Source organism: Acidaminobacter sp. JC074 (assembly GCF_022496765.1).
Taxonomy (GTDB): Bacteria; Bacillota; Clostridia; order Peptostreptococcales; family Acidaminobacteraceae; genus JABXKX01.
In genome coordinates, this window is record NZ_VANV01000013.1 from 14,172 (window position 1) to 30,630 (window position 16,459).

The 16,459-nt window shown below is 30.9% G+C and carries 14 protein-coding genes; all 14 read right to left on the minus strand.

The genetic code is table 11. The features are described 5' to 3' along the window. Positions 1 to 568: 568 nt before the first annotated feature. The 14 genes from EZV73_RS15170 to EZV73_RS15235 all read right to left on the minus strand — a co-directional run bounded on the left by EZV73_RS15170 (position 569) and on the right by EZV73_RS15235 (position 16,449). Complete coding sequence (locus EZV73_RS15170) at positions 569 to 2,299, minus strand: recombinase family protein (protein ID WP_240841245.1); 1,731 nt, start codon at positions 2,297 to 2,299, stop codon at positions 569 to 571. A 235-nt stretch (positions 2,300 to 2,534) separates the two neighbouring features. Then, entirely contained in the window at positions 2,535 to 3,515 is a 981-nt protein-coding gene (gene rhuM / locus EZV73_RS15175; RefSeq protein WP_240841246.1) for a RhuM family protein, read from the minus strand. Between the two features lie 383 nt (positions 3,516 to 3,898). Further along, a complete protein-coding gene (locus EZV73_RS15180; protein WP_240841247.1) occupies positions 3,899 to 4,153 on the minus strand; it encodes a helix-turn-helix domain-containing protein in 255 nt (84 codons plus the stop codon). After that, the gene (locus EZV73_RS15185; RefSeq protein WP_240841248.1) at positions 4,146 to 4,562 is read right to left on the minus strand and encodes an RNA polymerase sigma factor; all 417 of its coding nucleotides are present in this window, start codon (positions 4,560 to 4,562) and stop codon (positions 4,146 to 4,148) included. Before EZV73_RS15185 ends, EZV73_RS15180 begins: the two co-directional genes overlap by 8 nt. 976 nt (positions 4,563 to 5,538) lie before the next feature. Further along, complete coding sequence (locus EZV73_RS15190) at positions 5,539 to 5,955, minus strand: hypothetical protein (RefSeq protein ID WP_240841249.1); 417 nt, start codon at positions 5,953 to 5,955, stop codon at positions 5,539 to 5,541. Between the two features lie 67 nt (positions 5,956 to 6,022). Further along, complete coding sequence (locus EZV73_RS15195) at positions 6,023 to 6,547, minus strand: reverse transcriptase N-terminal domain-containing protein (RefSeq protein ID WP_240841250.1); 525 nt, start codon at positions 6,545 to 6,547, stop codon at positions 6,023 to 6,025. Positions 6,548 to 7,295: 748 nt separating this feature from the next. Next, entirely contained in the window at positions 7,296 to 7,520 is a 225-nt protein-coding gene (locus EZV73_RS15200) for a hypothetical protein (protein ID WP_240841251.1), read from the minus strand. A gap of 346 nt (positions 7,521 to 7,866) precedes the next feature. Beyond that, a complete protein-coding gene (locus EZV73_RS15205) occupies positions 7,867 to 9,366 on the minus strand; it encodes a S41 family peptidase (protein ID WP_240841252.1) in 1,500 nt (499 codons plus the stop codon). A gap of 276 nt (positions 9,367 to 9,642) precedes the next feature. After that, entirely contained in the window at positions 9,643 to 10,155 is a 513-nt protein-coding gene (locus tag EZV73_RS15210; RefSeq protein WP_240841253.1) for a hypothetical protein, read from the minus strand. Between the two features lie 316 nt (positions 10,156 to 10,471). Continuing rightward, on the minus strand, positions 10,472 to 10,684 hold the full coding sequence (locus tag EZV73_RS15215) for a hypothetical protein (RefSeq protein WP_240841254.1): 213 nt from the start codon (positions 10,682 to 10,684) through the stop codon (positions 10,472 to 10,474). Between the two features lie 289 nt (positions 10,685 to 10,973). Beyond that, positions 10,974 to 12,947 carry an SH3 domain-containing protein gene (locus tag EZV73_RS15220; protein ID WP_240841255.1) on the minus strand — a complete coding sequence of 658 codons (1,974 nt, stop codon included), beginning with the start codon at positions 12,945 to 12,947 and terminating at the stop codon, positions 10,974 to 10,976. 486 nt (positions 12,948 to 13,433) lie between these two features. Next, positions 13,434 to 13,868 (minus strand): hypothetical protein, encoded by a 435-nt coding sequence (locus tag EZV73_RS15225; RefSeq protein ID WP_240841256.1) that lies wholly within the window; start codon positions 13,866 to 13,868, stop codon positions 13,434 to 13,436. Between the two features lie 709 nt (positions 13,869 to 14,577). Then, complete coding sequence (locus tag EZV73_RS15230; protein ID WP_240841257.1) at positions 14,578 to 15,063, minus strand: hypothetical protein; 486 nt, start codon at positions 15,061 to 15,063, stop codon at positions 14,578 to 14,580. A 108-nt stretch (positions 15,064 to 15,171) separates the two neighbouring features. Beyond that, complete coding sequence (locus tag EZV73_RS15235) at positions 15,172 to 16,449, minus strand: GHKL domain-containing protein (RefSeq protein WP_240841258.1); 1,278 nt, start codon at positions 16,447 to 16,449, stop codon at positions 15,172 to 15,174. Positions 16,450 to 16,459: the final 10 nt, after the last annotated feature.

The following is a 16,459-nucleotide window of genomic DNA, read 5'->3' on the forward strand; positions in this document are numbered from 1 at the left end:
TAGATCTCCTCTCAAATAGTTTGTATATTTTTTTATATTTTCAACTAGTTTATTGAATTATATAGAAAATTTTATATATAGTCAAACAATAAAATTACACTAGAACATGAAATAGAGAATAATAGAAAGCAAATCAAAATGCCAAAAAGGACAAGCTAGCGGCAAAAAAGGGGATATGTATAAGTTTATTCAAGTTGTTCTTACTGAAAAATTAATGGGTACATGATCAGGAATATCAAGTCTTACAAATCTTCAATCAACAATTAATGAGCATGCTGCAAAGGGGTATAGATTACATACAATTTCTACTACTTCTTCAGGATCAAAAGGATTTTTAGGCGGCGACAAAATCCAAGCGACTATGATCTTTGAAAAAGTTTTCTAAAAGAACTTTAACCCTCCATTCTCATTTGATTGAATGGAGGGTTATTTAAATCCATTAATTCTACTAAAGAAACTAAAAACTTCCGACATTTTTGTTTTCGTCGGAAGTTTGGCGGAAATTACTACTATTTGGTTATAACACCTTCTATAATCCAGTTATTTCAACGATAGTTTCACAACAGTCTCAACGTGTGTCGTTGCCACTCTGTGTAGACAATACATTAATCTCGTCACCACTACATGACTGCAATACCTTCTTCTTTTTTCGTCTCTTATCTATTCTGAATTTCTCAGCATCAATCTTGTGATCAAAACCCGTTCTATAAATGAAAGTAAGATGATAGGGATCTATATTTCCATCTTTATCTATTCTACCAACAATTATTTTTTCAACTAGAGTTTCAAATGTTTTTCTATTAAACTCCTTTAAATCAACATCATTACTCAATATTGATTTTATCTCTCTCACCTTTTGAACCAAGGCTTGAGAATTACTCAACTCAAACTTTAATCTTTTTAAATTCTCTTTCTCAATATCCTCTTTTTGAGATAACTTAAGCATTTTAAGTTCCATTAGTTCTTTATCAATCTCGCCTTCAAGCATAAGATCTAATAAAGCCATTTTCTTAGTGGATATGCCTGATAAAGTTTTCTCTTGTGTGGTAATCATTTTCTCGAACTCAGGTACACTAGTGCTCGTCTCGACTCTTTCAATAAATGATTCAACAAGTTTTTTATCTCTTCCAACTAAAAGCTTGTATGATTCTATGAATGCTGCTTCAATTACATACTCAGGAATTGCCTTACTATGTGGACAATGTGTTTTTCCTTTTTTTGAGTTGGTTGTACATTGCCAGATTATTTTTTTATATTGATTACCTGTATGCCAAGATCTCCTGGAGAAAGTATCTTTACAGAATTCGCATTCTATCATACTACTGAAAGCGTACCTTCTACTATATTTTTCTCTACTTGCTTTTGAGCCTTTAGGTAACCTCTTGAAACTACGCTTATTTAATATTTCCTGAGCTTTTTCAAATGTTTCTCTATCTATAATAGCTTCATGATGATCTTTAATATAATATTTATCTTCTTCACCATAATTCATTAACCTTCGCTTAGTAATCGGATCTAAAGTATATGTCTTACCTAATAGAAGATCACCACAATATTTTTCGTTCTTAATAATTCTAAGAGCCCCACCATGAGCCCATTCATTACCTAGTTTAGTCTTATAACCTTTTTCGTTTAATTCTTTTTCAATTAAGGTACAACCAATACCTTGGATGTAACGTTCAAAGATATATTTGATAATCTTAGCTTCTTCCATATTAACACTTAAAGTCTTATTTACTTTATCATAATCGTAACCAAGACACCCTTGAAAACCTACCATCTCGCCACGCTTCATTTTCATTTTTAAACCCTTTTTTACATTATCAGAAATGTTAGCCACTTCTTGTTGAGCAACTGAGCTTAAGATTGTTAACAGTAATTCTCCATCCATGGATGTAGTATTAATATTTTCATCTTCAAAGAACACTGCAATGCCTTTTTCTTTCAACATTCTTACATATTTCAATGTATCTAGTGTATTTCTTGCAAACCTTGAAATTGACTTAGTAATGATCATATCAATTTCACCATTCAAAGCATCGTTAATCATTCTTTGAAAATCAACGCGTCTATTAACTTGCGTACCTGTAATTGCAGCATCGGCATATATACCTACATATTGCCATTCGTCTTTTTCATTTATTAGATTTGTATAGTGTTTTATCTGTGAATCATAGCTATTAAGTTGTTCTTCATCATCTTTACTTACTCTACAATAAGCAGCTACACGCATTCTATCGACTAGCTTTCCAGAAATACGTTTCGTAGTTTTGTTACCTTTGATTTCTTGAACTTTCATGCCTTCTCCTTTGTGTACCTACAGTGTTCTCGCCTATAATATTATATCACTGCAAACTATAAATCAAGAAATCTATCCTAAATACTTTTATTTTTTATAGCTTTCTTCAATATCCATTTTTATCTTGAACATAATCTCCTTACTAATTAGCTTTTTTTCATATATATAATTCAACATCACTAGTTCCTGACAATAATCAAACATTCTTTTCGCACTCTCAGGTAAATCATCGTATTTACTGACACTCACTTCGACACCTCTTATTCAAAAAATTCATCACTAAATTAACCATCAAATCTTTCTCTTTTGGATTTGACTCTGCAATCATAATAACAATTGCTACTAAAGTATTCGGTTCAATAAGCTTTTCACCATCTAAAACTAATCTTTTATTCTTGTTTAAGTACTCTAAAAAAACTGCAGATGCTACACGTTTATTACCATCAACAAGCCCATGGTTTTTTACCAACAGATATAACAAGTTCGCCGCTTTCTCTTCAAATGTTGGATAAAGTTCAACTCCATCCCAAGTCGAATATATTGTTGCAATGGCACTTTTAAATCCACCATCCCGTTCTCTACCAAATAGATCACTATTTATCCCCTGATGCATTTGATCAACAAGCAGCTTACACTCGTCATAACTCAATCTATAAATATCACTTGTACCATCTTCAGGTTTCAGTATTCTCTGATGATCATAATCATCTAACAAACCTAGGGCTTTTGTGTAGTTTTCAATAACATTAAGGACTTGAAGAGCATCCAAAGATTCGTGAGTCCTACGCATTATTTCAATAGTTGTTTTTAGCTGTTCTAATCTTTTTTCATTTAAAGCATACCCATTTAGAATATATTCTTTTAAGACTCTATTTGCCCATTGACGAAATGCAATCCCTTCTTTTGATTTAACTCTATATCCAATTGACAAAACCATATCCATACTATAATAATTTACTTTTACATTACTAACTCTATCTTTACCAGTTCTAGGATCATACTTATTTAGTTGAGTCGCAAATTTTGCGACACAGCTAACATCACCATTAAGTTCCTCTTTCAAAGCATTATTTATATGCTTACCAATAGTCTTCACATCTCTTCCAAAAAGTTCTGCTAACTGATTTCTATTAAGCCAAACCATATCATCTCTTAGTTCAACACTTAAGCATATTTCGTTATCTACAGATTGATATATCAAGAGATTCTTCTCCACTTCTATTTTCCTCCTAAATCATATTTTATGTCCTTACAGATAGCAACTGGAAATTGCATCATAGGAATCTCACCTCTACCTACTACAGTAGTTACTCTCAAAACGTACGATGGATTGATTACCATTCAAGCTATGACAAAGTAAAAGTATCATTATAAGATAATGTTTCATGGCCGATAGGACTCCACTCCTATTTTCAAAGAATTACTTGCTCAGGTAAAACCATCATAGCAAACTTATAAAGCTCGCATTATCAAACGTTTCTGCTTAGACTATTTAATTATCAAAGATCATCCAGGCTTATGCCCTCATTGAAACTAATTATTATATTGGCTTCAATCAACACATAAATAAAGGGCGTCCATGCCCCCTATATCACGGTTTTATATTTTAAATTGATATACTGACCACATTAGCTTGCTCTCCAACTGTTTCTTCATATCTTCATCCATGAAAAGGTATTCATTCCCAGACTCATCAAACAACTTCTTTGTGGCTAACGCTTTTAAGTATGGTTGATAATGCTCAATGATTTTTTTCATACTTAAAGAATCACCTGAAACTGCTAGCTTAATTACATCAAAATCTAGTGGTTTAATATGGCTGTTAGCTATTTTAGTTAAATCTATCTTACTCATTATTATGTTCCTCCATATACATCTTTAATTCTTCAAGAATTCGTTTACATCGTTTATAAATTGAACGCTCTACTATTTTAAATTCAGTTGTCAATTCCCGTGGTTTATATCCTAGGTAGTAAACAAGTAATATCAACTCTCTGTCACTATCGTTCAATGATTCTAAAGCATCTAATAGTAAAGGATTCATTATTAGAATTTCGTGTCCTCTTAAAATATAATTAGCGAATTCTAGTTCAGTTTTTGGTCTTGCAACTTCAACAATTGAATAATCTTTGATTAAGACCTCAACTCTACGTTTAAACTTCTGATGTTTTCTAATATTTCTTGCTTCATTTCTACAACATTTTTTTACATAATGATCAAATTTCATGCAGACAATTTGCTCATTTGAAGGGGCTAGTTTCATACAATCACCTCCTTCCGCTTAGATTATAAAAAGTTGTATTTGATTGTTTATTTCATCTCCTCAATAACTACAACAATTCGAAACATGCTTTTTTGAACCATCATCAAAAAAATAAAAAAATGTTGATTTTCACCAACATATACAGCTTTAAGATTCAAACTATCTAATTGAGTAAGACTCGATACATATGCAATTATCATCAATTAACAAGACAAACAAAAACTAAAAAATACCTTTACATAATCTACAGTCTAGCCAAATGTAAAACATTATTTATATATATCCAGAAGATTATCATCTGCTGAACTGTATGTAGAAAAACATTTAAATAATGTTGAAAATAAAGGGGTTAACCTATTACACCAGACATAGATTAACTTATTCTAATGAGTTCTATCATCATTTATCTGAAACAGTATAATAAAAAAAGCATAGTCATTCGTTTTAGAATCCTATGCTTAAGTTTACATCTTTCAATTAAATAATTATAATATAAATCAACATATTGCATATGCTGACGATAAATTTACATTAAGTTTTCCGTATATATTTTTCTTTACATTTGGTACCAGCATCGATATACCCTTTAGGTGCGCAATATAAGGTAATTTAATTGAACTCCGAAAATGTGCAAACAGAATTCAATATATAAAATATCGAGTGAGTTAACCAGAATAGTTATAAGTATTTTTGCTGCACCTTACTTAAAATTGTAAAATTTTCAAGTAACATCAATAAACATAAATCTTCTAAGCCTTATACTTTCTAGAGTTCCTTAGTGTTAAAGGGATCGATACCATAGACAATGCAATAATGAATGCTGGTTTGAAGATATATGGTTTGACAAACTTATTACCGATTCTAAATGAATAAATAGTAAATACTTCCTCTGAATCAATTAGATTTGCAGGTAATAAGCTATCAATTTGTCTTATTAACAAATGATCATTAGAAATACAATAAAACATTGGAGCAATTAAACAAATGCCACTAAAATAATTACCCAAAATGGTGACTTAAATTTTGAAGGCAAAAATGTAGTAAACCCAATTGTAAGTACAACAGCTGACATAATTGAAATCACTAAGATAATAGTTGCCTGAAAAATCGTGATTGGATACGGTACAAATGGAAACAATAATTGAAAAGGACCACGTCCTCCAGTACTCCCCCACAAAAGCATAATCTCAAAATAGCTTATTATTATTAACCCAAATCCAACAACTAATCCAAACAAATAAACCGAAATCATTTTTGCAATTGGCAACTTATTTTTTCCATATCTAGATGCTAATAATATTGGAGCTACATTAGTTGTATACTCACCAGAAAATATTGGTGATATACATATAGAAATACCTAATAAAAAATAAATAGAGTTTGAGTACATCATTATATGAAACCTCTTATAACCTGCGGAGTATTTATTTGTAAACGGTACTTTAATCGAATCATCTAACTTAATATAGATATTCACATGCATCTTTGGTTCCACGATATTTCCGGAATCCAAAACTGCATTCATCCAAAACAGTTTCAGCTATAGGATCTAACCCTAATTGATGTAGTGCCTGCATAGCTCTATCCATGATAGTTGGGATACCTAAAGGTCTTTTCTTTCCATTTGATTTATTAATGTAGGTTCTTTTTAAAGGCAATGGTTTGTAACCTCTGTTTGTCATGCTAATTGCTGTTTGGTACTTAGAACTAGGAGAATTTAAAATAACACCATCTATTCCTGGTGTTCTCTTCCCTTTGTTTGTGGTTACTTTTCTTACTGCTAATAACTTCGCAGTAAATGAATTAGTCAGTAGATACTGTAATTTCTTAGCGAGGTTATAACGTCCTCGTTCGACGGCTTTAGCAATCCTAGATTGAAGTTTATTAACTCTTTGTTCTATTTCGTGCCATTTAAGACCTTGCCACAGAATGTTATAGTTTGTAGATGCCCGAGTACAATCTCTTTTTGGCTTTCCTACATTCATAAAGTTTCTAACCTTTCCTTGCTTTAAACGACCAGCTAGAAGTCTGCACCCTTTCAGGTTGTGGCAAATTCTGAACCACTATCTATTACATTACATAATAGCATTCGCTTTCTCTAGCATCCCATAACCGCTGAACATTGTACGCTCTTTACAGATTGCCTACCCTTGAGGGAGCTCATCGGTCTTACCTAGTTGTACACCTTAGCCAATTCATATTACCTTAGGTTCTTTCTTTACTCCGGAGTCGATTTATCCATATGATTTCAGAAGGCAAGACCCTGAAATCTTCAACTCATACCTTTTGGTCATAGAGTTTCAGCCTATTTCTCTACCTAATGTTAACGGAGCTTACAAAAGTTCATTTAATTTAACCATAGTAATATATTTACTCTAGCAACATCTCCACTTTAGGCTAGTAGATTATTTGCATTGTTACCACAGCTTAGCACCCCAGTGTTGCCACCAACGCACCTGTGGTTAGAGTTACTCCATATGGATAGAGTAGTCCAAAAGCTATCGCTTAGACAGCCCAAGATGTACCTTGTACTGTTATTTCAAGTGCTAGTCGCACCTTATCCCTACATATCAGAGTTGGTGGTGAACTCCTACACGGAACTAGCTTGATCATTAGTTAATGAACAAGTTATAAACTTTTTCAATATATATGACTATTTACTCTACTTAGAAATTCTTATAGTTTTGATTAATTAATGGCAGTATCACTAATAAATAATTCAGCGTTTGATAGTTATGAAAAAATCATACCTTTTACAATTAATCCAAATCCCATTAATGTAAATAGTAGTTCTACTTTATTAAGAAATATACGGTCTATTAGTTTATTTGACTTACGATATTTTCGCATAACAAAAAAAGATAACAAACTGGCACAAATAAATATAAGACCTAGTAACAACTCAAATACAGGTCCTTTAAACAAGTCTGTTTCTCCGCTTGAATAGAATGGCATCATAATATCACCTACCTTCCATACTCACTTTACTAAAAATGCTAATTCTTTATTACAATTATCAACCAAATGTACCGGTTAAAAATGTTAAGTACCAATGCCACTAACAACAATATCCATTATAGTAAATTACTCAACATTAAACCATTAATTAATAATTAAATCTCACTGAAGCATCAAAATCCTTATGTGAATCACAAAAGGTACCAGAATCATTTATTCTTGGTAACATTACATTGTAAATTTCAATATGTATGTGTGATGCAAATGTAACAATCCCTTAATTTTAATACACTTGGCAAACACCAAATTATATCAAGGTCTTACAACATCACTTTATCGGTACACCTTATTGGCTAACTCTGACTTCTTCTAAATATACCTTAATTTCATCATCTGTCATAACCTCATCTACTAACTGAACGTGGTTATATCTGACACCATTCTTATTCAACAATGTATAACTTGTTTGTGACTTACTGATTATTGTACCATCTAGTGTTTGATAGTAAGACACCTGTTCTGTTTTTTTATCTAGTGGTTCTTTACCAACGATTTTGACATCTACATTGTCTTTGATGATATTAGCAAATAACACTGAATTGCTAAAGCAATATTCATTGAGAATTATAACTAAATCATAATCTCTCTTACTATCTTTTATTCTACTTAATTTATAGGTCGCTTGAGTAAAAATTTCGTTATCATATAGATAACCAATACGTAAGTCAAAATTGCTAAGACCAAGTGAATCTAAAAGCATAGAGCCATTTGCATCATAGCCACCGGGGTTATCTCTTAAATCAATAACTATTTTAGTATAGTCCTGCTCGATTAGTTCGACTTTTAAATGGTTCATTCTACTCTTGAACAATACATTATCAACCATAAAAGTATCGACTCTTACATAAATAGTCTCATCATTAAGGGCTTCCCACCTAACCGGTTCTTCAAAACTAATACTTTCATAAATCTCCTTATTTTTCTCTAATGATATAGCAGAATGTGCCGAATCTATTTTGCTTAAATCATCTTCTGAAAAATAATCTCTATTAAAAGAATATATTCTCGAAATGATATAATGAGAATCTTTAAGAATTACCTTCAAATCGTGTAATTTTGCTAAAAAGGAAGGATAATCATCAATTGACACTTCACCTAAATCACTATTTATACCTGCCGTTGCTTTGAAATATTGAACAAGAGATTTATAACTTCTATCATAATCATCATCATATGGTGCTTCGGACTCTTTAATGAGGATTTCCATTTCTTCGAAACCTAATCCGTATGTCAGCAAATAATTTTTATCATCTATCCTAATAAACTTTGCATACTCTCGAAAGATTTCAGAGTTTATGATATTTAAAGGTAGATATACTTCATTATCTTTCAATATATATGTTAATAAAGTTTTGTTTAAATCTAAACTAATCTCTAAATCTTCACCTACTGATTCATAATTGTTAACCTCAAAAGGTAAACCACCAGATGTAATACCATAGATAATGGGAGCAGAGACATTCATATCATGCCTAAGTGTAAACTTAAAACAGCCATTATGATAATTATCTGCAGTAACTTCTTTTAAAGTTTTCACTTTATTATTTATTTGATTCACTAAGTCAATAAAATCATCTAGTTTTATATAATGTTGATGACTTTTTTCCAAAGCATGTAAATCAAATTTTTTACCTGCGTAATCTTCAAAATTAATGACGACATCATTATCATATTGATTAATAGGATTTGAATCAACTACATGATTATTTTGAGTTGAAACTTGTTCACAAGAGATGAAAACTATGCAGAATAGCATAGTTAAGCAAAACCTTATAATTTTTTTCATTATTTTTCTCCATTTTTGTATTATAACACGATTCCAATATTTCGAGTCAAATTCTATAACTATTTGATTTTTAATCGGACTAAATAATGGGTCGCTTGGTAATATCTTTCCTGATTATTCTCATACTTCATCTTTGCTAGAATAATGCATTACACTTCTAAATTTCTAATAGAAAAATACTACACTAGCACACAAATCAGAATTTATTCAGAATTACTCCTATAAGAAACCTGTTGTACTATATTTCCCAGAATGATACAGTTACAAAATTCTTATCTAATTATCATAATACCCCTCAACGTAAATTGCGATTGTGTCAAAGTGCTGACATCTTTGTATCTCTTCTAAGTAAAACTCTAATTGATCAGAGTAATCCTCATCTGTCTCTTTCAACTCATTTAATTCAATTCTTAGATTTTCTGGATTACTCTTTCTCCAAAATATCAACTGTAAACTTCTATAGTTGTATGAATATCCATATTCAGGGTCATTCCTATCTACAGTACAATAACAACTAAATAAATCATCAATTTCAATATCTTTCAAGTCAAACAGGTTTAAATCTTTAAAAGAAGCAATAAAATGCTGATTATTAGATAATTGAATAAATGCTAAACACCCATTGATGTCAAACTCTAATTGTAGATTGTTGTTGAAGTAATAAAAAGTACTTTGATAATTGTCGGAGGCCTTACCAATTATTTTTTCTACTTCAGTTTTACTCATTCCCAAAGCCAGTGGACCTAGTGATTTATTTAAAACAACTTTGAATGTTCCACTTTTATTCATTTCTGATGCCTCCTTTAAGTATTATCACATATTGTTACTATAAAAATTGAAAACTATCTGATTTGATTCCATAAGTTTCATTCTTTGCTCAATGGTTATATTTAATGAATCTGAAAATTTAAGATTATTTTGATACTCATTTAGTTCACACCAATCTCTATATTGATTCCTTAAATTTTGGTTTTCTATTGAGTTCACCAACTCATGAATTGAGTGATTATCAGATAATTGCATCCATGAAATTACTTGTTTTACTAGTCTAAAATCTTTAAGAATAATATTTTGCTTCGAACATTCATTGTTTACTTCTATTTCTTCATTCAGCAAAAAGTTTAACATTTTCAGGACTTCTACCATCAATAAGTAAAGTAATTCCATAATCTAAAAAATCAAATAAGTTTTCTTCTAAATGTTCTTCATTTTCTGTTAGAATAGTTTTAAGATTCATCATACCATTCCATCTATAACTATTAGAAAGTTCTACACACAACTCAAATAGTTTATAATTTAATTCATATCTGTAAAACATTTTGACCTCCTACATTTTAAACATTTTTTTACAACTACTTATATTATATCATTAAAGAAAAGGAACTTAACTGTTTTTTACTATATGTTAACGTGAGTAAAAAGCATCACATAACTTTATGGATAATGCATGTTGCCTAAGTATCAGAATTTAATTGCCTGAATCAGTGCTGAAAAATAGTCTAATTATCTCTAAATAATCAGACTATCAACTTTCAATATGTATGGGAGTACATTATTGGATTTCTCACTTATTGAGTCCAAAGAAAGTTCCCAGATCCAGAATAATACTAGTCAAAGCTTTTGAACTCATAGTCTGTTTCTATCAGCCATTCTCCATTAATATATTTGAGTAGCGCTGGATAGGCGTCATTATGTTCTATAGTAAATGATATTTCTTGGTCACTTATGATCTTAACATCACTAACATATATCTCTGGATCTTCAATCTTGAACTCCTCGATAAACTGGCCTTCTTCGATTTTGATTATTTCTAGTCCAACATAGCCTGGTCCATAAGGAATGGTCAGAACAAAGAGACGATTCTGATCATCAAAGTCCAGCATTCTAGAGTCAATTCTCTCAAACACAGTCTCATTATCTTTATCTAAAACCTTTATGTAATTACCTTCATAACTATACTCTAAAGTATAGTAACCTTGCGATTCAAGTATACTCAAGAGAAACCTACGATTAAGGCTTTCATCACCAACTTGCTCATCTGTGTAAAGTAACCCACTATTCATGACCAATGAGAAATCCTGCCAGTAAAAAAAATTGTCTTTCTCATAATCATATTTAGGTCTATAGATATAACCAACTACTTCGCCTCCATTCCATGCTTCAAACCAATAAACATACTGACCATCTATTATGTCTATGATACTTGGATTTCGAAGATTTAGTTCAGAAACCATGTAGCTACCTATTATCTGACGATCAGAATAATCTTTATAGACTGTCACCTCTCGGTCGACAAACTCATTTATATCTTCAGGGTAACTTGTTAACTGCCACTTGCCATTTATTTTCTCAAAAACACCTCGCTCTATCATCTCTTGGTTATCAGCATATAGCCAGTTGTTTTTAGATTGTGAGTAAATGATCAACTCATCTAGTAATTTACCATCATCATCTCTAGATCGTAGTCTTGTACATAATTTATCATACTCATAGACAACCTCGTTGTCTTTGGATAAATCTACTACTTGAACCTTACCTAAACCTACTGCCTTTCCATAAAGTTGGTACTCCGAGGTAGGATAAACAGCTAAGTGGTTGTCATCTAAGAAATGATAGCCAAACTTCGTTTGATACATGTGTCCATTATCCAGATTGATTATTGTATTTTCATAACCGGTAAACTGTACATATTGACCATTTAATAATCCGTCTTGTAAACTACTTTTACGATCAAAAGTAAAAGTCTTATCAGCAACCTTAACCTGATAAGTACTCGTCATGACTTCAAAGTCATCAAACTTAACAGGAAGATAAAGTTGCTTATTATCCTTTAGTATTTCATACCATATATTTAAACGATCGCTATAAGACAGGATAATTGACTCTACTTTATCAACTTCTACTTTAAACTTGACATAGTCTACCGCATTAAGAGTACTATCAGGTGATTCATACAACAACCCATAGATATCTTTACCTATTACTTCAATAGTGTATAACGGTGATTTCATTCCTCCCTGCATTGTGTATACTAGATGTTTGCCTTTTGAATCTAAGATAAAATCATCTTCAATCCTTGTACTATCAATGTATACATCCACATCACCCGTCACTAAGTCTGACTTGACTAACTTAGAACCTTGGTAGTAAAGATTAGATAGTGACAACCTATAACACTCACCTCTATCAAAGCTTTGAAGACCAGTAAAGGTAGCTTCACAGAACCAGCTGGCAATCCAACCAAATTGATCACCATCTTGTATCCTGTACCAATAGTCGTCATTGATGTCTTTCTTTTTTTCCAAAACCTCAAAGACAGAGCCATAGAAGACAGTACCTACTTGTTCTGAATCAGTCGTTGCTTCCTGTCTAATCTTAAGTGCATCAACGACCACCTGTATCCGTTGAAGTTCTTCTGGTTCAGTTACCTGGACTAGTGATTCCCCCTCTACATCATTTTCTACATTTTCGTGTTGAGTTATGACCATATCTTCTGTAGGAAGGGACTTCTCATTTACCTCTTCAGTCTGACATGATATCAAGAGTAAACTCATTAGTAGTATCATTAGTATATTTCTCATTAGATTTCAACCTCCACTCTCAAATTATACCATATGTAATTTTCTAGATGTAGTTACCTGATAGAATCCAATGCTCGAGTTGATTAAAGCAATCTTCCCTAGAAATCAGAATTTGGTCGTCTGTTCTTACTGAAGATCAGGTCATTAATAACCAGATCTCTAACTTTCACTTTGTATCTCTCTATTTCACAACACTTAATCTATTTATCGCCATATTATGATATAGCTCGGCTGTTTTTTGTATCATTTAAAGTCTTGTCCAAAACCGAAGTCTCCAGTATGCATTTTCTCATTCATGTTTAATTGGAATATATAAGTCCCTAAATTGTGGTTTTCAACACTAAAAAGACAGACTTCTTCGTCATTACCATTATGTCCTACATAGATAGCTAAAACTTACGTTTTGCCTTGTTTCTGAACAAATATAAATAAAGTTTGTTTTCATTAGTTAATATGTAATAATCTAACTTCCACATTATTCTTTTCTTATTCTAATGGTCTATGCAAATATAGAAGAAGAGCCATATAGTACAAAGACATTATTAAGGAAAACATCCCAAAATCTATGTTTAAAATAAAATTTAATCCAAATAATGGTGCAACAAATAATACATATAAAGGAAACTGTATTCCTGAAATAGCATCTAAAATCAAATACTCAATTGTAATGTGTTGTACTAAAGACATGATGAATATAAACAAACCACTCAGTGTACCTATTGCCATAATAGATTTTAAAAATTTAAGCCATTTTGAATCAGCTGCTGCTTTTACCCACAAGACGGTTGCAATCATAAACAGCAAAGATACTAATAGATTCATTAAAGTAAGATTTAAATCTGGATGTTTTATCGATGGTATCAAATTAATACTAAATGAAAGGATATAAATAATCATCATCAAGATTGTATATTTTTTCATGTTGTACTCTCCTCTTGAAATAATATTATGGAGTTTACTTCCTATTTTACTTAAATGCATTCCAAATGTCGTACGATTTACTTAGGCACTAGATTGATGCTACTCCATGTATCTCGTATGCTAATAAGGCAAGCTGTCTTCCTTAAGTCAATAATTGCTTTATCAAAATGTGTTGCGCATAAATTAACTCCAAATTGTGGATTTATTCTGACTTCTCATATGAGAGATTCAAATAAACTTATTGGCTATGAATATTATTAGTTCCCATTCGTTCCACATGTTTATGGCAAATAGGATGAATGATAAATTACCATCAAAGGTACAGCTTCAAGACTTACGGTGTTCTCCCTTGTACATTTTTCATACAATAAATATTTCATCACACTATTCTTTCTCACCATTTGTGTAATATAGGTTAGTGTCTTTGTTAATTCGTGTTAAGAGAATATAAATAGTATTCTCTCCTAACTACTACTGAATCTTAATAATGTTATTATCTCTTGTTTTATTATAACTTTATGGTCATCAAACCATTCACATTCACAAAATCTACCCATTCTATTTCAACTGCACCAAATCTATCTAATCATGAGTATTAACTTGTTAGAATACAAACAAATAGCATTCGCATAAAAAAGTTATTGACAGTACAATATTTATCTTCATTTGTACTCCCTAAAAGATTTTTTTAGCATGCTTTATTCCCTAACTAATTTGTCCTATGTTCAATAAGACTTATCAAGCTTTCATAGAAATTATCATTTAGTTTAAGAACTCTCCTATTTTTTCTAAAAAGAAAATCTACTTCATAAACTGATAGGAAATGTTTGTCATCGTATTGATCTAATGTATTTATTTCAATGCTTTGATCATCCAATTTTGTTGAATCTGTATAATAAACTCTTATGCTATGTCTAATAAAACCATTAGTTTTATAATCAATCCAGCACTTCTCATGCAATAAACTAAGATCGATTTCATCTAACGAAATATCTTTATATTCAAGCATTCTACTACTTCCAAATAATACATCTGAAATTGAGTCGATTGTCACTGAATCTTCTAAAACATGCACTTCAATATCATTTCCAACTAACAGTGTTGAATCTAACTCATCTAAAAATGGACTATATATAAAATAAACCGAAGATATGACTATAATAATTAATGATATAAATATAATTCTCCTAAGCATCTTTTTTCTCCTCTTAAACTAATTTTTGCAACAAATAAACTAGTGGTTTTTCTTAAATTACGACAAACTACCACTAATGATAGACTAATCTTCTCTTGATACCGATGTCTACAATTCATACAATATTATTTCAGAAGTAAAAATTTCATCAGTATAATTTAGTTCTAGACTCCCATCATATTTACTTAGTACGGCCTTTATATTAGAAATTCCATAACCATGTGACTCATCTGATGATAATGAGCAGAGTTTGTTATTTACAACCCTTAGAACGCCATTAAAATCATTTATTAGTCTTATAAACAATACGCCCTTTTGATATTCAATATTCACTTCTACTTTCCCACCTGCAACTGCCATAGCACCATTAATAGAATTAGAGAGTATATTGCTAATAACTATTGTTAAATCATAATCTTTTATATTAACAGAAGAAGGAACATTCTTATAATTTATACTTAACCTACTTGTATCAAAGTTCGAAGTAAAAACTTCATAGTTGACTATACTATCAATTACTAAATTACCACTAAATGAAACACCTTCATCAATCAAACTACTTTTTTGCATAGATTGAAGATATTTGTCCAAATCATGATACCTTTTATCAGCCATCAAAGTCTGAATTGAGTTATTATGTCTATTCAAATCATGTTTTACAGCTCTTAAACTATTTAAAGATGACTTCATCATCTCAAGCTGCCTTTTGTAGCTTAGATTAATTTGATGCATGGACTCATCTTTTAATCTTATGTCAAATTCATATATAAGGCGATCATATAACGTAAAGACAATTAGATTCATTATCAAGATAATAGAAATTTCAATGATTAGCTTAGTATTCTGTCCTTGCTGTGAATTAAGTAAAATGAGAACCAAAATTATTGATATAAACGGGAATAATAGTACAGTAATCCAATAGGGTCCTGGTAAAGCTACATCGTTTTTCACATGCTTAAAGTTTCTAAAAAGTTTGCTTATCCAAAGTATAATAAGACTCATTAAAACGATACCACTAACAGAAAAATATTCTGCTTCTATAAAGACTGAATTATTCTGGTATCCGACTATGAATGCAGTAATTACATCAACTGAAACAGATATAATTGTGGTTGTTAACATGGCTATTAAAGAAGTGCTTCTAATGAGCCCCATTGATCGCCCCATTAAATATAAAGAAATACAGGTGCTCATCAAGTTTAAAAGTGGTATATCGAAAATAAAGTACATTGATTTTGAGACAATAAATGTTACGCTCATTACAATATAAAGCAACCTTTTATTTATTAATCTTGGATTGCTTACAAAAACATAAAGTAAGTTATATCTCGCATATAGCTCAATTAAACCACTTATCAAATTCACAATTACATAACTATAAGTCATTAAACCACTC